We start from the raw sequence: 15709 nt of genomic DNA, 5'->3' as shown, positions 1-15709 counted from the left end.
CGCCCGGCGGCTCCCGGTTCAGCCCGCGACGGCGGCCGCGCAGCGCTCGAGCGCCGCCGCCACGCCGACCGGCTCGCCCGCGGCCAGCCGGTGCAGCTCCTCGTCGAACCAGCCGAGCAGGTCGTGCAGCCGGTCCTGGCCGAGCAGCCGCGGGTCGGTGCGGATGATGACCGGCATGTCCGGGCCGCTCCACACCTTGACGTCGAAGCGCGGGCCGATCTGCCGGTTGGGCCGGGTGGCCTCGATCCGGGCCGGGGCCGGGGCGCCGTCGGGCGCGGGGTCCGGGCCGACCGGCACGTCGGTCGCCATGAAGTTGAAGAAGTGGTCGAAGCCCAGGGTGATCCCGCGCTCGGCGCGGACCAGGGCGTTCACCTCGTCGATGTCGTAGCTGCCGAAGTGGTAGGCCCGGAGCGAGCCGCCCTGCACCTGCCTGGCATAGGCCGCGAAGGAGTCGGGCGCACCGCCGAGGTCGAGCGGCAGCACCGCGAACTGGTTCATCGAGCTGACCATGGTCCGCCAGGGCGCGGTGACGCGGTTGCTCGACTGCAGCGTGTGCACCACCCGGTCGGTGCCGGTCACCACCGCCGTGGCGAGCGAGGTCACGGCCAGCATCAGCCCCTGGGGCAGGATCCCCAGCCGGTCGCAGGCCCGGCCCAGGGCGGCGCGGGTGCCCGGTGAGCGGAGCACCGCCTCGATCCGGCCGGGCCGGTGCCCGGCGTCGTCCGGCACCGGGAAGAGCTCGGCGGGCAGTGTGTCCAGCAGCCGCCGCCAGTAGCCGAGCGCCGCCTCGCGGCGCCGGCGGTTGGCCTCCGAGCGCTGCAGGACGGCCAGTTCGCGCGGCTGCGCCGGGGTCTCGGCGAGCCAGTCCCGCCCGTCGGGAGCGTCGGCGCCCAGCAGCGCGGCCAGCTCCCGGCGCAGCCGCACCAGCGCGAAGCCGTCGGCGAGCAGGTGGTCCAGGACCATGACGGCGTGGGTCGGGCGGCCGGCGTCGGTCACCACGGCGAACCGGCGGGAGAACTCCCGTTCCCGGTCGAACGGCCGGTCCGCGAGCCGGCGGCCGGCCTCCTCGGCCGCGGCCTCGGTCGCGCCGGGGCACTCGACCACCGCCACCCCGTCGCGCCCGCCGGGCGGCAGCACCCGCTGGCGCGGCCCGTCCGGCCCGTCGGTGAAGAGGGTGCGCAGCGACTCGTGACGGTCGCTCAGCCGGCCGAAGGCCTCGACGGCCTGCTGCGGCCGGCAGCCGGCCGGGATCGGCACGGCGGCGCTGAGGTAGGTCTCCGGCCAGCGGTCCACCGGCCAGTTCTCCAGCACCCGCCAGACCGACAGCTGCCCGTAGGCCAGCGCGGTGGTCCGGTCGTCCGTCATCGCCCGGTGTTCCTCTCGTCCGTTTCCGTGGGTGGTCCGGCCCGCGGGCTCAGGCCTCGTCGAGCGCGGCCCCGGCCCGCGCGGCCCGTTCCAGCACCCGCAGCAGCAGCAGGGCCGCCGCCAGCAGCACGGCCGCCTTCAGCAGCTCCCAGCCGAGCAGGACTGCGGTCCCGGGGGTGCCGGCGAGCGCGTCGCGGGCCGCCTCGATGCCCTGGGACATCGGCAGCAGCGCGCCGACCGCGGCCAGCCAGCCGGGCAGCCGGTCGAGCGGGATGTTCACCCCGCTGAGCAGCAGGAGCAGGTAGAGCACCAGGTTGGCGAGGAAGGTCGCCTCCCGGGTGCGCAGGCCGATGGCGCCGATCAGCATTCCGCAGGCGCTGCAGGAGAGCGCGGTGACCAGGATCGCCGCGGTGAGCCGGGGCAGCGCGCCGAGCGGGACGTGCAGCCAGCCCAGGGCCGTGCCGAGCAGCAGCATCACCGCGGTGGTGAGCGCGCCGATCACCGCGGCCGGCACGATCCGGCCGCCGAACATCACCGCGCGGTTGGCCGGGGAGGCCAGCACGGCGTTGAGCGTGCCGCTGAACCGCTCGCCCTGGATCGACATCGCCGGGGCGAACAGGCCGGCCAGCGCGCAGGCGTTCAGCGCGTTGCCCAGCACGTAGTACTCGGTGGGATAGGTGCCCAGGTAGCGGCCGAGGTGGACGAACCAGACGAGCTGCACCACCGGGATGCCCAGCACGGTCGGGATGAACGCGGAGGGCCGCAGCCAGTGGAACAGCGCCCGGTGCGAGCGCCAGCCGGCGGCGAAGAACAGTCGCAGCGTCACTGCAGGGCCAGCGTGCCGCTGGATCGGGCCAGCCATTCGAACCTCTTCTGTAGGAGCAGCGTGACGGCGACGTAGGCCGCGCAGAGCAGCGCGCAGGCGCCGACGGCCGGCCAGGCGCCCGGGCCGCCGTCGGCCGCGCCCTCCAGGGCCTTGACCCCCCAGGTCGGCGCCAGCAGGAAGGAGACCCAGCGGACCGGTCCCGGCAGGGCGGAGACCGGCACCAGCATCCCGCTGAGCATCCAGACCGGGTACTCGAAGAAGTTGGCCAGCGACTGCGCGGTCGGGTAGAGGATGAAGGCCGAGGCCATCAGCAGCCCGAGCATCCCGACGGCGGCCACCGTGACGCCGACCCCCGCGGCGAACGCCGCCGGGTCGGCCACGTGCAGCGGCATGCCGAAGAGCAATGCGCTCCACAGCAGGGTGGCGGCCAGGCCGTAGACCCCCAGCGAGGCGGTGGCCAGCGCGAACGGCAGCGTGAAGAGGAAGGTCGACCGGGGGCTGGCCACCAGCGGCTCCAGCAGCTGGGTCCAGCGCAGCCGGTTGATCGCGTTGCCGGAGCCGAGCAGGGTCGCCGACCACATGCCCATCAGGGCCGCGCTCAGCGCCACGTCGACCGGCGCGGTGTGCCGGGCCGAGCCGCGGAACATGAAGAAGGCCAGCGAGGCGAAGATCAGCGGCAGCATGACGCACTGGAACAGGTAGAGCTGGGAGCGGGTGAGCTGCCACAGCTCCAGCCGCCAGGCCCGCAGCACGAAGCCGGTCGCGGTCCGCAGTCCGCCGCGCGCGGCGGTCGGCGCCGTCATCCCCGCTCCCCGGAGATCAGTGCGACGTAGGCGTCCTCCAGGGTGGGCTCGCGCTTGAGCACCTCGCGGACCTCCAGCTCGCGCAGTTCGGCCAGCACCCCGGCGGTGACGTCGCGCTGCTGGCCGCTGTGGATGTCGAGGGACTGCCCGGCGTCCTGCTCGGTCAGGTTCACCGAGCGGATGCCCGGCAGCGCCCGCAGCCGGGCCAGGTGCTCGGCGGTGACGCCGGCGGCCCGCACGGTCAGCACCACCTGACCGTCGGTCTCCTTCTTGAGGGCGGCCGGGGTGCCCTCGGCGATCTTCCGGCCGTCCCGCAGCACCGCGACCCGGTCGCAGAGTTCGTCGGCCTCGAACATGTAGTGGGTGGTCAGCAGCACCGTGCGGCCCTCCTGGCGGACCTGCTCGCGGACCAGGGCGCGCAGCTCCCGGGCGCCGACCGGGTCGATGCCGTTGCTCGGCTCGTCCAGGATCACCACCTCGGGGTCGTGCAGCAGCCCGCGGGCGATGTGCAGGCGCTGCTTCATGCCGCGCGAGTAGGTCTCCACCCGCTTGCGCTCGCTGCCCAGCAGCCCGACCCGGTCGAGCAGTTCCGGCACCCGCCGCTTCTGCTCCCGGTACGGGATGCCGTAGAGGTCGGCGAAGAGCAGCAGGTTGTCCCGGGCCGACAGCCGGGCGTACAGCCCGGCGTCGCCGCCGAGGATGACGCCGGTCAGCCGCCGCACGGTCTGCGCGTCCCGGACCACGTCGTGGCCGAGCACGGCGGCCCGGCCGGCGGTCGGCAGCAGCACGGTCATCAGGATCTTGACGGTGCTGGTCTTGCCGGCCCCGTTGGGTCCGAGCAGCCCGACCATCTCGCCGCGCTGGACGGTCAGCGAGAGCCCGTCCACCGCCCGCTTGACCCGTCCCTGGGGCCCGCGGAAGGTCCGCGCCAGGGCCTCGATGGCGATGGCGGGGTGTTGCATCCGAACCACTTCCTTGTCTGGGGGGTGCTGGCCTGGGCCCTCGGTCGTCCGGACGGCCGTGCTCAGGGCACCGGGCGGCGGAGCCCGGCCGCCAACTTGCCGGCGGCAGACCGCGGCAGCTCCGGGACCAGGCGGATCACGGCCGGCAGCTTGTGCGGGGCGATCCGGGCCGCCAGGTGCTCGCGCAGCGCCGCGGCGTCGACCGCGGCTCCCGCCGCCGGCACCGCGAGGGCGCGCAGGTAGACGCCGAAGGTGTCGTCGCGGACGCCGAAGACCGCCGCGTCCGCCACCTCCGGGTGTCCGAGCAGCGCGGCGGTCACCTCGTGCGGGTCGACGTTCTCCCCGCCGATGATGACCAGGTCGTCGGTGCGCCCGGCCAGGAACAGGTAGCCGTCCTCGTCGAGGTGCCCGCGGTCGCCCACCGTGCGGAAGGCGCTGCCGGCGCCGACGGTGCGCATGTACACCGTGCCCGGCCGGCCGGGGGGCAGCACCGCGCCCCCGGCGTCCAGGATCCGCACCTGGGTCAGGAAGCCGCGCCCGACCGTGCCCGGCCGGGCCAGCCACTCGGTCCCGCTGCACAGCGTCACGCCGGTGCCCTCGGTGCTCCCGTAGGTCTCGTGCACCCGGTCGCCGCCCAGCGCCTCGATCCACCGCCGCTTGGTGGCCGGCGGGCAGGGCGCGGCCGTGTGCAGCACGCCCCGCAGCCGCCGCAGCGGGCTGTCCGGCGCATCCAGCAGGGGCTCCAGGATCCGCAGGTGGGCGGGCGTCAGCTGGGTCCACTCGATCCGGTGCTCCGCCACCAGGCCGGGCACCGCGTCCGGCCGGAACACGGCGGGCACCACGAGGGTGGTGCCGGTCAGCAGCGCCTCGACCAGGTGCGCCAGCGGCGCGGTGTGGTGCAGCGGGCCGGCCAGCAGCTGGGTCCGGCCGCTGCGCCAGCCGGTCGCCCGGAAGAGCGCCGACGGGGTGCGGCGCTCGTCGTACCCCGGCAGTCGCGGGCGCAGCACCAGCTTGGGCCGGCCGGTGGAGCCGCCGGTGGCCATCAGGTAGCCGGTGGGCGTGCCCGCGGCCAGCCGGTGCGCCTCGGCGGTGAGCCGCTCCTGCTCGGCGGGCGGCGCCGCCGCGTCCAGCACCAGCACCAGGGCGCCGGCGTCGAAGGCGCCGAGCAGGCGGGCGATGCCCTCGGTGTCGTTGTGCAGCGCGACGGGCGTCACCGCCCGGCCGGACGCGGCGGCGGCGCGCGAGCGCTCGTCCACCAGCCGGGACAGCGTTCGCCAGCCGACCGCCTCCTGACGGCCCGTCGGGTCGACGGCCACGACCGCCGGGCGGTCGCCGAGCTCGCCGGCCAGTTGGCGCAGGCGGTCGCCGATGGTGCGGGTCATCGCGCCGCCCCGGACCCGGCCCCGACCGCGGCCGGCCCGGCCGCGGCGAGGGCCGCGTAGTCGGTCTTGCCGTTCGGGGTCCGCGGCAGCGCGCCGATCCGGCGCAGCAGCACGCAGGCGTCGGGCAGGCCGAGCGCCTCGACCGCGCCGCGCCGCTGGGCCTGCGCCCAGTCCTCGCCCGCCGCGTCGGTGACGAAGACGGTGACCCGCTCGTCGGTGGCGGTGACGGCGAGCTCTCCGCCCGACTGGTCGAGCCGGCCCTCCACCTCGTCGAGGTTGGCGCGGTAGCCGAAGATCTTGGCGATCCGCTTGAGCCGCCCGGTCACGTAGAGGAAGCCGCCGTCCAGGCGGCCCAGGTCGCCGGTGCGCAGCACCGGTTGCGGCGGGCCGCAGCGGACCAGGTCGGCGCGGCCGAGCGCGTAGCCCGACATCACGCCCGGGCCGCTGAAGCAGATCTCGCCCTCGCCCGGCGCCGCCGCGCCCTCCGGCAGGGCGGGGTCGGTCCAGACCCGGCCGCCGGGGACGGCGGTGCCGACCGAGCCGAACCGCTCCGGCAGCGCCCCGGCCGGCATGCAGGTGATCCGCGCGGTGGACTCGGTCTGCCCGTACATCGGGTGGAACGCGCCGCCGCGCCGCTCCAGCAGCCGCCACCAGTGCTCCTGCACCGCGGGGTCGAGGCGCCCGCCGGAGGTGGTCATGGTGCGCACCGCGGACTCGGCGAACAGCCGCTGGTGGGCCGGTCCGAGCGCCCGGTAGGTGGTCGGCACGGCCGAGAAAGCGGTGACCCGGGCGGCGATCAGCTCCTGCCAGTGCCGCAGCGCGGTCGGGTTCTGCGCCGTCAGCAGCACCGCGGCGCCGGCCCACAGGTGGGTGTTGAGCACGGACAGGCCGTAGGAGAAGCGGACCGGCAGGCTGGTGGCCGCCAGGTCGCCCGGGCCGACGGCCAGCGATTCGGTGATCGCCGCGGTGCTGGCGGCCACCGCCTCGGCGGAGAGCTTGGCGGCCTTGGCGCTGCCGGTCGAGCCGGAGGTGCTCAGCAGCACCAGCAGCTCCGGTGCGACCTCCTCGGACGTGTCGGCCGGGCCGCCCGCGCGGCGGGCGAACAGCTCGCAGGCGGTGCCGGTGTCGCGCGGCGCGTAGCCGCGCTCGGCGAGGACGCCGGCCAGCCAGGGCGTCGGCACCACGAACTCGGGCCGGTAGGTGTCGAGGATGGCCTCCGCCCGGGCCCGGTCCTGGCCGCACGGCAGGAAGGCCACCGCGTGCCCGGCCCGGACGCCGCCGAGGTAGCCGAGCACGGTCGACAGGTCGCGGTCGCCGGCCAGCCAGACCACGGCCTTGCGCCCGCTCGCCAGCGCGGCGGCGACCGAGTCGGCGAGCCGGGCGAGCTCCTGACGGGTGATCGGGTGGCCGTCGACGAGGAGCGCCCGCGAGTCCGGGCCGTGCTCGCCGATCCGCAGCAGGTCGATCACGGTCAGGACGCCGACTTCGACCGGACCACGGCGGCGAGCTCGCGCACGGTCGGCGCCATCATCAGCTCGAACACGTCCACCGACACGGCGTGGTCGCGTTCGAGCTCGGCCAGGATGGCCAGCGCACCGAGCGAGTCGCCGCCCAGGTCGAGGAAGTCGTCGTCGGGCCCGACCGCCTCGACGGCCAGGCAGCGGCGCCAGATCGCCGTCAGGGACGACTCCAGCTCGTCACCGGGTCCAGACATCCGCGCTCCTTGGCGTGGGAGGAAGGGGTTGGCGGGGGAAGAGCAGGCCGCGGTGCTCGTCGAGCACGGCCGGCTCGCCGAACGGCACCGTCCAGCACGGCGCCATGTGGCAGATGTCCGCGTTCACCAGAACCGGGAAGTCGGTACCGGGCAGGAACCGGTCCAGCAGCGCGGTGATCTGACGCGCCCACACCGCCGGCTCGGCCTGCGGGTTGACCCCGATCACCAGCCCGGCGGCCCCGGACAGGTCGACCTGGCGGAACAGCCGGCCGAGCAGCCACAGCGGGGGCGTGGTGTGCTCCTCGGTGATGTCGACGAAGACCACCGCGCCCTGATAGCTCATACCGAACTCATCAGCGATGTCCGCGAGTTGCGACACCTCACCGCCGAGCAGCGGCCCCTGGGCCGAGCCGCCGCGGGCCCAGTGCCAGCCGCCCGGGACGTCGCGCACCCGCTGCGAGCCCTCGACCGCCGGATCGAACCACGTGGTCAGCGGCCGGGACCGCGAGCCGACCGGCCGGAACTCCAGCGGCCCCGCGCCGAGCGTGCGCAGCAGGTGGTCGGTGGTCTCCGGCATCGGTCCGCCGGCGTCGCCCAGGTGCACCATCAGCGAGCAGCCGTAGGCCGAGCCGAGCCCTGCCTCCAGCGCCAGGTAGTGCTGGAGGAAGGCGGTGTCGCAGAAGCCCACGAAGGGCTTGGGGTTGCGGGCGATGACCGCCGCGTCGAGCAGCGGCAGCAGCTCCCGGCTGCCCTCCCCGGCGTCGGAGACCAGGATCGCCGCCACCCCGGGGTCCTCGAAGGCCGCCATGACGTCGGCGGCCCGCTGCTCCGGGCGGCCGGCGGTCCGCCCGTCCGGAGAGAGGGCGAAGGCGTGCTCGCCGAAGCTGACCGCGAACCCCAGCGCCTCCAGGGCGGCGACGCCCCGGGCGGCGCGGTCCGGCAGGTGGGCGAGGGTCGGGAAACCGGGGCTGACGATCCGGATGCCGTCGCCCGGGCCGGCCGGGGCCGGCACCCGCGGACCGGTCGCGGCCCCGGCCGGCCCGGACCGGGCCGCCAGCGCGCCGGCCAGCGCCTCGATGGTGGGGTGCCGGTAGACGTCCTGGGCCGTGACGTGCTCGGCGCCCGGCAGCTCCCGCAGCTCGGCGACGATCCGCAGCAGGTGCCGGGAGGTGCCGCCGACGTCGAAGAAGTTCGCCGTGGCCGGGTGCCGCGCGCCGTCGAAGGCCGAGGTCCAGGCCGCGGCCACCTGCTCCAGCCGGCCGGCCCCGGGACTGGTGCTCACCGGTCCCGCGCGCTTTCGAACCGCTTCCAGGTGGCGGTGATCGCCGTGCGCAGCACCTGCTCGATGAAGCCGAACTCCTCGGGACCGCAGATCAGCGGCGGCGCGAGCTGGATCACCGGCTCGCCGTGGTCGTCGGCGCGGCAGTACAGGCCGGACTCCCAGAGCGTCTCGGAGAGGCCGCCGGGCCCGCGCAGCAGGCGCTCGCACTCCTCGGGGGTGAAGGGCTCCCGGGTCTCGCGGTCCCGGACCAGCTCGATGCCGTAGAAGTAGCCCTCGCCGCGGACGTCGCCGACGATCGGCAGGTCCAGCAGGCCCTCCAGGGAGGCGCGCAGGCCGGCCTCGTTCTCCCGGACGTTGCGCAGCAGGCCCTCCCGCTCGAAGAGGTCGAGGTTGGCCAGTGCGACCGCGGCGGAGACCGGGTGCCCGCCGAAGGTGTAGCCGTGCGGGAACATCCCGCCGCGCCGGTAGAACGGCGCGGCGATCCGGTCCGAGACGATGGCCGCGCCGATCGGCGAGTAGCCGGAGGTCATGCCCTTGGCGCAGGTGATGATGTCGGGCACGTAGTCGAACCGCTCGCAGCCGAACAGCGTGCCCAGCCGGCCGAAGGCGCAGATCACCTCGTCCGAGACCAGCAGCACGTCGTGCGCGTCGCAGATCTCCCGCAGCCGCCGGAAGTAGCCGGGCGGCGGCGGCAGGCAGCCGCCGGCGTTCTGCACCGGCTCGACGATCACGGCGGCGACGGTGTCGGCCCCCTCGGCGAGGATCACCCGCTCCACCTGGTCGGCTGCCCAGCGCCCGAACCGCTCGGGATCGGCGGCGAGTTCGGGCACCCCGGTGGCCTCGGCGGCCCGGTAGAGGTCGGTGTTCGGGATCCGGCGGGCGCCGGGGACCAGCGGCTCGAAGAGCTTCTTGGCGTCCGGGATCCCGGTGATGGAGAGCGCGCCCTGGGTGGTGCCGTGGTAGGCCATGGTGCGGCTGAGGATCTTGTGCTTGAGCGGCTTGCCGACCAGCTTGAAGTACTGCTTGGCCAGCTTCCACGCGGTCTCGACCGCCTCGCTGCCGCCGGTGGTGAAGAAGACCTTGTTGAGGTCGCCGGGGGCGTGCGCGGCCAGCCGCTCGGCCAGCTCGATCGCCTGCGGGTGGGCGTGGCCCCAGAGCGGGAAGTAGCCGAGCTGCGCCGCCTGCCGCGCCGCGGCCTCGGCGAGCTCCCGGCGGCCGTGCCCGGCCTGGACGACCAGGAGCCCGGACAGCGCGTCCAGGTACTCGCGGCCCTCCAGGTCGTAGATCCGGGCGCCCTCGCCCCGGACGATGACCGGGACGGTGCCGCGGTACGACGCCATGTCCGTGAAATGCAACCACAGGTGGTCGTCTGCCAGGGACTTCAAATCCTTGGTCATTGCCTGCCCCCGAGCCGCCCGAAGTGTACGTGCCAGTCCTGCCGGGCATGAGTTTGTCCGAAAACAACGGGCCCTGCAAGGTCATTCCGGAGAATGGTTCGGACACATAAGTTCAGCATTATGAACCGCCTCGCCCGCACCGGTCGGACCCGGTATCAGCCAGGACTTATGAAGCATCACCCAGGGCTTATACATAACCCTCGGATGATAATTCCCAGCCCGTGGAACACGCCTTCCCAGCGTCCGGCGCGTGGGGCATGATTCCCGTCGACGGCGGATTTCGCACCGTAACGCCGACATTCCGGACCCGCCGCGCGGAGGATTCCAGTGACTGATTCCCGAGACCTACCGCTCTACGACATCGCGCGCCCCAGCAATCGCGAAGGCCTGCCGATCGTCTCGCTCGACGAGGCGCACGCTCCGAACAAGGTGCTGTCCCACCCCGGTCTGGTCCGGGCTTTCGCCGCCGGCGAGGAGTTCCGCCCGATCCACATGCGCATCGGGATCATGGGCGCCTGCAACATGCGCTGCAACTTCTGCAACTTCCACTCGCCGAACGAGGAGCAGTTCTACGACCGCTTCTCCTTCAAGGACTCCATCCCGACCGACAAGGCGATCCGGCTGCTCGAGGAGTTCGCCGCCACCGGCGGACGCGCCGTCACCTTCTGCGGCAGCGGCGAGTGCACCATCCACCCCGGCTACGTGGAGATCTGCGAGGCGGCGCACGCGGCCGGCCTGCGGATCGGCCTGATCACCAACGGCTCCCGGCTCTCCGACCCGAAGGTGGCCGACTGCATCGCCCGCACCCACACCTGGGTCCGGATCGGGCTCAACGCCGGCTCCGAGGCGAACTTCAAGCGCATCACCCGGGACCGCGACGACACCTTCCCGACCTTCGAGAACACCCCGCGCACCCTGCGCGAGGCGGCGGTGGACCCGGAGTTCCGGGTCGGCTTCAACTACGTGATCACCGCCGAGAACCACACCGAGGTGCGGGCCGCCGCCGAGCTGGCCAGCCGCTCCGGCGCCCACTACGTCCGCTTCGAGCCGGAGTTCTACTCGGCGCTGGGCCACCAGACCGTCGACGACGTGATGGCCGAGGTCTCCGCCTCGCTGGAGGACGCGGCCACGCTGGCCACCGAGTCCTTCGAGGTCTCCGTCCCCAAGCTCGACCGCGGCGCGATGGACCAGGTGGAGACCGTCGAGGGCGACTTCGAGCACTGCCACTACAGCCGGTTCGTCACCGCGGTCGGCGCCGACGGCAACCTCTACCCCTGCCCGCAGGTGCACCTCAACAGCCGCTACCTGATCGGCAACGTGCTGGAGGAGGGCTACCTGCAGGTGCTGGAGGGCGGCAAGCGGGCCGAGTGGGAGGCCTCCAACCCGAGCCGCACCGACCTGTGCAAGTCCTGCTTCTACCGCCCGCAGAACGAGCTGCTGGAGTGGCTGCGCCGCGGCCACGTCAACCTGGACCAGGCGCTCAGCTCCTACCAGACCGAGATCCCGAGGACGCTGCATGCGGACTTCGTCTGAGCCGGTGGACACCGCTCGGGCGGCGGACCGCTGGGCCCGGCTGACCGCGGCCCCGCCGCGGCCGCTGCCCGAGCGGGCCGAGGAGTTCGCGGCCTGGCGGCGGGGCGTGCGCGGCACGGTCCGCCGGCTGGCCGGCGCCGGGATCGACGGCTCCGGCCGCCCCGGCGCCGCCCGGCTGCTCTCCACCCGGGAGTCGGGCGGCCTGGTCCGCGAGGAGCACCTGCTGGACGGCGAGCTCCGGGTGGTGGCCGTGTACCCGGCCGGCACCGCCGAGCGCCTGCCCTCGGTGGTGGTCTGCCCCGGGCGCAACGGCGCCGTGGACCAGGTCACCGGCGCGGTGCCGCCCGACTTCCCGGACCGCAACGTCGCCGAGCAGTTCGCCCGGGCCGGCTTCCTGACCCTCACCCTGGACTACGGGTTCGACGGCGGCCTCGACCCGTCCTGGCTGCACGGCCGCGACGAGGCCGAGCTGCTCGCCCAGCTGCTCGCCCAGCAGGGCAGCCCGCTGCTCGGCGTGCTGGCGCGGGACGCGCTGCGCGCGCTGGACTGGCTGCCCGCGCACCCGAACGCGCTGCCCGGCCGCGCCGCGCTCTTCGGCCACAGCCTCGGCGGCGCCGTCGCGCTGCACGCGGCGCTGGCCGCCGACCGGCCGGTGCCGCTCTGCGCGGCCAGCCACCTGGGCAGCTACCGGGTGCTGGGCCGCGGCCACGGCGCCTCGGTGCTGCCCGGCATCGCGCGGCTGGCCGACCTGCCCGAGCTCTTCGCCGCCCTGGCCCCCGCGCCGCTGCAGCTGCAGTACGGGCTGGACGACCGGGCGCTGGAGCCGGCGGACTCGGCGGCGGCCGGCGAGACCGTCCGCGCCCTGTACCGGCTCGCGGGCGCGGACGGGCAGGCCGAGGTGCTGGCGCTGCCGATGGGCCACGGGACGGGCGTCGCCGAGGCGCTGGACTTCCTCAAGCGGGTGCTCCTCGCGCCCGCACCGCAGGAGGCCCCGGCCGGGCCGGCGGTGGCGCCGATCCGGGTCGGCTTCACCCGGGCGATGCGCGAGGAGATCGCCGTGGCGGTCGAGGAGACCCTCGACTCGGGCGTGCTCACCATCGGCCCGCTGGTCGCCCGCTTCGAGGCGGAGCTGGCCCCCTGGGCCGGCGGCCCGGCCGTCGCGGTGGACTCCGGCTCCAGCGCGCTGGAGATCGCGCTGCGCGACATCGGGGTGACCGGCCGGACCGTGCTCGTCCCGGTCAACACCTTCATCGCGACCGCCGCGGGGGCTCTGCGGGCCGGCGCCGAGGTGGACTTCGTCGACCTGGAGCCGGACGGGCTCGGGCTCTGCCCGGACTCGCTGCGCGAGCGGCTCGACCGGCACGGCGACGCCGTCGCCGCCGTGATCGCGATGCACACCGGCGGCCTCGTCTCGCCGCTGCTGCCCGAGGTGGTCGCCGAGTGCCACCGGCGCGGCATCCCGGTCGTCGAGGACGCCGCGCACGCCTTCGGCAGTGCGCTCGGCGACCGGCCGGCGGGCAGCATCGCGGACTACGGCACCTACTCCTTCTACCCGACCAAGGTGCTCACCACGGCCGAGGGCGGCGCGGTGACCGCCGCCGACCCGGCCCGGCTCGACGCCTTCCTGCGGCTGCGCGACCACGGCCGGGTCCGCCCGGGCGCGACCCTGCACGACAGCCTGGGGAGCAACTGGCGGCTCAGCGAGGTGCACGCCGCCGTGGGCCTGGCCCAGCTGCGGGTCTTCGCCGAGCGCACCGCGGCCCGGGCCCGGCTCGCGGCCCGCTACGACCGGGAGCTGGCGGGCCTGCCCGGCCTGCGGATCCAGCCCGTCCCGGCCGGGACCACGACCAGCTGGTACAAGTACCTCGTCCACCTGGGCGAGGGCGTGGACCGCGCGGAGCTCAAGGCCCGGCTGCGGGCGGAGCACGGCGTCGCGCTGGCCGGCGAGGTCTACGACCTGCTCCTCAGCGACCAGCCGTACTTCACCGCCGGGTTCGCCGGCCGGGAGTTCCCGCGGGCCCGGGAGTTCGCCGACCGGCACGCCTGCCTGCCGCTCTACCCCGAGCTGACGGCGGGTGAGCAGGACCGCGTCATCCGGGCGCTGCACGAGGTCCTCGGATGACCGCCGCCGCACCGCCCGCGACCGGCGGGGTGCTCCCGCTGTTCCGGCGCGGCGAGTGGGCCGTCTCGCGGGACCGGGCGGCCGCCGCCCCGGGCCTGCCGGCGGTCTCGCTGGCGCCCGAGGTGGTGATCCGCACCGACGCCCGGTGGCTGCGCGCCCGCAGCACCGCGCTGCCGGACCGGCAGCGCCGGATCGGCATCGTCCGGGCCGCCTGGCAGCGGTTCGCCACCGGCACGGTGCGGTGCGGCGTGCCCGGCCCGCAGGGCCCCGGCGAGTTCGCCGCGGCCCTGTGGGAGGGTGCCGGGCTGCCGGCCCCGCTGGTCGGGCGCTGGCTGGACCTGCTGACCGGCCTGCTGCCGGACGTCCTGCGGGAGCCGGACCGGCCCGCCCCGGCGGACGGCCCGCCGATCACCCTGGTCTCGCTGCCCGGCAACACCTTCACCTGCCTGGAGTCGGTGCTGCGGGCCGCCGTGGCCGGCGGCGCGCTCTGGGTCAGGCCCAGCACCCGGGAGCCGCACTCCGCGCTGCGGCTGGTCGCGGCGCTGCTGGAGGAGGGCTGGCCGCCCGAGCTGATCGGCTTCTACCCCACCGCCAGGCCGGCGCTGCACGCCCTGGTCCGGGTGACCGACCACCAGGTGCTCTACGGCGGGGCCGAACTGGCCGCCGAGTTCGGCGGGCTGCCGACCGCGGCGCTGCACGGACCGCTGCGGGTGCGCGCCGTGGTGGCGGCCGGGGCCGATCCCCAGCAGGCCGCGCACCGCCTGCTGGACCTGGTGGCCGCGGACGCGGGCCGGTTCTGCACCACCGTGCGCACCGTCTACTGCCTGGGCGACCCGGAGCCGGTCGCCACCCGGCTCGGCGCCCTGCTGGACGGGATCCCGCTGGCGCCCGCCGACCCGCTGCGCCCGCTGGCGGCGGTCCGCGACCCGGCCGAGGCGGCCCGGACCGCCGAGTACGTCGGGCGGCGGACCGGCTCGGCGGACCGCTGGTACACCCGCCGGCCGCTGCTGGACACGGCCGGCGGCTCGACCTACCTGGCCCCGGCCCTGCTCGGACCGGCGCCCGGCGGCGGGCCCCACCCGCTGCTCGGCTTCGAGCCCCCCTTCCCGTTCGCCACCGTCCTGCGGGCCACCCCCGACCAGGCCGCCGCCCTCGCCGGCGACAGCGGCATCACCCACCAGGTGGGCTCGCCCGAGCCCGTTGGGAGTCAGCGATGACCACGGCCGTCCCGGTCGAGGCGGGCCGGATGCACCGGGAGATGACCGAAGCCCTGCCGCAGTTGGCGCTGGGCCTCGACGAGTGGACCCGCCGGATGATGCGCTGGCACTTCTCCCCGGAGACCGGCTCGCCGTTCTGGCTCGACCAGCGCGACGGACTCGGCTTCGACCCGCTGGCCGAGGTCGGCGGCTTCGCCGACCTGCGCCGGTTCGGCGTCTTCGACAAGGAGCGGCTGCGCCGGGCCCGGGTGCGCGACCTGCTGCCGCGCGGCTTCGCGGACCGGCCGTTCCGGATCTTCGAGACCGGCGGGACCAGCGGCGCGCCCTGCCGGATCGTCAACGTCACCCGGCTGGAGAACGACGTGGCGATGTACGCGGCGATGCTGCGGGTGCGCGGCGTGGCCGGGGGCGACATCATCGCGATGACGCCCAGCGGCCCGCACGCCTACGGCCACTTCGTCGAGGGCCTGGCGGACAGCTGGCGCGGGGCGGTGGCCGCGATCGACTTCGACCCGCGCTGGGTGAAGGCGCGGATCGGCGCCGGCGGCACCGCCGAGGAGTACCTGGACCACCTGGTCGCCCAGACCCTGAGCCTGCTGGCCAGGCGGGAGGCGACCCTGCTCTTCACCACCACCAAGCTGCTGCTGGTGCTGGCCGCCGCCCTGGACGAGCCGCTGGCCTCGTACGGGATCCGCGCGGTCTGCACCGGCGGGACCTCCGGCACCGCCGAGGAGGAGCGCTTCCTGAAGGAGGAGTACCTCGGTGACGTGCAGTGGATCGACACCTACGGCAACACCCTGGTCGGGCACGCCCTGCAGGCCGATCCGCTGACCGCGGACGCGGTGCGCGCCCACCACCTGCCACCGCCCCACGGGGTGCTCCGGGTGGCCCGGGCCGACGACTGGACCGCCGACGTCGAGTACGGCGAGCGGGGCACGGTCGTCACCACCACGCTGCTGGAGGACCTCTTCGTCCCCAACCTGATCGAACGCGACAGCGCGCTCCGCACGGCCCCGCATCCCTGGTTCCCCTGGGACGGTGTCGCGGGCGTGCGGCCGGCGCCGACCGCGCAGACGGGCCGGCTGATCGAGGGAGTCTACTGAGCC

Annotated in this window: 13 protein-coding genes; 4 read left to right on the top strand and 9 right to left on the bottom strand. The window is 75.1% G+C overall.

Translation table 11 applies throughout. The annotated features are described in order from the left end of the window. Nucleotides 1-18 precede the first annotated feature (18 nt). The 9 genes from ACFYNO_RS06430 to ACFYNO_RS06390 all read right to left on the bottom strand — a co-directional run bounded on the left by ACFYNO_RS06430 (nucleotide 19) and on the right by ACFYNO_RS06390 (nucleotide 9731). Nucleotides 19-1365, bottom strand: coding sequence for a condensation domain-containing protein (locus tag ACFYNO_RS06430; RefSeq protein ID WP_388006172.1), 1347 nt, complete (start codon nucleotides 1363-1365; stop codon nucleotides 19-21). Nucleotides 1366-1414: 49 nt separating this feature from the next. Continuing rightward, entirely contained in the window at nucleotides 1415-2191 is a 777-nt protein-coding gene (locus ACFYNO_RS06425; protein ID WP_388006169.1) for an ABC transporter permease, read from the bottom strand. Then, nucleotides 2188-2994, bottom strand: a complete 807-nt coding sequence (locus ACFYNO_RS06420; RefSeq protein WP_388006167.1) for an ABC transporter permease — start codon at nucleotides 2992-2994, stop codon at nucleotides 2188-2190. Before ACFYNO_RS06420 ends, ACFYNO_RS06425 begins: the two co-directional genes overlap by 4 nt. Beyond that, complete coding sequence (locus ACFYNO_RS06415) at nucleotides 2991-3956, bottom strand: ABC transporter ATP-binding protein (protein WP_388006165.1); 966 nt, start codon at nucleotides 3954-3956, stop codon at nucleotides 2991-2993. The genes ACFYNO_RS06420 and ACFYNO_RS06415 overlap by 4 nt, the downstream gene beginning before the upstream one ends. 62 nt (nucleotides 3957-4018) lie before the next feature. Further along, nucleotides 4019-5338, bottom strand: coding sequence for an AMP-binding protein (locus ACFYNO_RS06410; RefSeq protein WP_388006162.1), 1320 nt, complete (start codon nucleotides 5336-5338; stop codon nucleotides 4019-4021). Further along, nucleotides 5335-6807, bottom strand: coding sequence for an AMP-binding protein (locus tag ACFYNO_RS06405; RefSeq protein WP_388006159.1), 1473 nt, complete (start codon nucleotides 6805-6807; stop codon nucleotides 5335-5337). Before ACFYNO_RS06405 ends, ACFYNO_RS06410 begins: the two co-directional genes overlap by 4 nt. A gap of 2 nt (nucleotides 6808-6809) precedes the next feature. Then, a complete protein-coding gene (locus ACFYNO_RS06400; RefSeq protein ID WP_388006156.1) occupies nucleotides 6810-7052 on the bottom strand; it encodes a phosphopantetheine-binding protein in 243 nt (80 codons plus the stop codon). Further along, on the bottom strand, nucleotides 7036-8334 hold the full coding sequence (locus ACFYNO_RS06395; RefSeq protein WP_388006153.1) for an LD-carboxypeptidase: 1299 nt from the start codon (nucleotides 8332-8334) through the stop codon (nucleotides 7036-7038). The genes ACFYNO_RS06400 and ACFYNO_RS06395 overlap by 17 nt, the downstream gene beginning before the upstream one ends. Beyond that, nucleotides 8331-9731: an aspartate aminotransferase family protein gene (locus ACFYNO_RS06390; protein WP_388006150.1), complete on the bottom strand. Its 1401-nt coding sequence runs from the start codon at nucleotides 9729-9731 to the stop codon at nucleotides 8331-8333. The genes ACFYNO_RS06395 and ACFYNO_RS06390 overlap by 4 nt, the downstream gene beginning before the upstream one ends. Nucleotides 9732-10058: 327 nt before the next feature. Here ACFYNO_RS06390 and ACFYNO_RS06385 point away from each other — a divergent pair, with 327 nt between their 5' ends. Genes ACFYNO_RS06385 through ACFYNO_RS06370 form a run of 4 tightly spaced genes read left to right on the top strand, consistent with a single transcriptional unit; the run spans nucleotide 10059 to nucleotide 15706 of the window. Next, a complete protein-coding gene (locus ACFYNO_RS06385; RefSeq protein ID WP_388006147.1) occupies nucleotides 10059-11264 on the top strand; it encodes a radical SAM protein in 1206 nt (401 codons plus the stop codon). Continuing rightward, nucleotides 11248-13386 (top strand): DegT/DnrJ/EryC1/StrS family aminotransferase, encoded by a 2139-nt coding sequence (locus ACFYNO_RS06380; protein WP_388006144.1) that lies wholly within the window; start codon nucleotides 11248-11250, stop codon nucleotides 13384-13386. The genes ACFYNO_RS06385 and ACFYNO_RS06380 overlap by 17 nt, the downstream gene beginning before the upstream one ends. Beyond that, a complete protein-coding gene (locus ACFYNO_RS06375; protein WP_388006141.1) occupies nucleotides 13383-14603 on the top strand; it encodes a hypothetical protein in 1221 nt (406 codons plus the stop codon). Before ACFYNO_RS06380 ends, ACFYNO_RS06375 begins: the two co-directional genes overlap by 4 nt. Then, nucleotides 14600-15706 (top strand): hypothetical protein, encoded by a 1107-nt coding sequence (locus tag ACFYNO_RS06370; RefSeq protein WP_388006138.1) that lies wholly within the window; start codon nucleotides 14600-14602, stop codon nucleotides 15704-15706. Before ACFYNO_RS06375 ends, ACFYNO_RS06370 begins: the two co-directional genes overlap by 4 nt. Nucleotides 15707-15709: the final 3 nt, after the last annotated feature.

The sequence above is a fragment of the Kitasatospora sp. NPDC006697 genome (assembly GCF_042869935.1).
Lineage (GTDB): Bacteria > Actinomycetota > Actinomycetes > Streptomycetales > Streptomycetaceae > Kitasatospora.
This window is presented reverse-complemented; position numbering and strand designations above follow the sequence as displayed.

What these genes read in the sequence shown, in the direction of transcription:
- ACFYNO_RS06430 (WP_388006172.1), bottom strand. Translation starts at nt 1,365, where the DNA reads ATGACGGACGACCGGACCACCGCGCTGGCCTACGGGCAGCTGTCGGTC.
- ACFYNO_RS06420 (WP_388006167.1), bottom strand. Translation starts at nt 2,994, where the DNA reads ATGACGGCGCCGACCGCCGCGCGCGGCGGACTGCGGACCGCGACCGGC.
- ACFYNO_RS06415 (WP_388006165.1), bottom strand. Translation starts at nt 3,956, where the DNA reads ATGCAACACCCCGCCATCGCCATCGAGGCCCTGGCGCGGACCTTCCGC.
- ACFYNO_RS06410 (WP_388006162.1), bottom strand. Translation starts at nt 5,338, where the DNA reads ATGACCCGCACCATCGGCGACCGCCTGCGCCAACTGGCCGGCGAGCTC.
- ACFYNO_RS06400 (WP_388006156.1), bottom strand. Translation starts at nt 7,052, where the DNA reads ATGTCTGGACCCGGTGACGAGCTGGAGTCGTCCCTGACGGCGATCTGG.
- ACFYNO_RS06390 (WP_388006150.1), bottom strand. Translation starts at nt 9,731, where the DNA reads ATGACCAAGGATTTGAAGTCCCTGGCAGACGACCACCTGTGGTTGCAT.
- ACFYNO_RS06380 (WP_388006144.1), top strand. Translation starts at nt 11,248, where the DNA reads ATGCGGACTTCGTCTGAGCCGGTGGACACCGCTCGGGCGGCGGACCGC.
- ACFYNO_RS06375 (WP_388006141.1), top strand. Translation starts at nt 13,383, where the DNA reads ATGACCGCCGCCGCACCGCCCGCGACCGGCGGGGTGCTCCCGCTGTTC.
- ACFYNO_RS06370 (WP_388006138.1), top strand. Translation starts at nt 14,600, where the DNA reads ATGACCACGGCCGTCCCGGTCGAGGCGGGCCGGATGCACCGGGAGATG.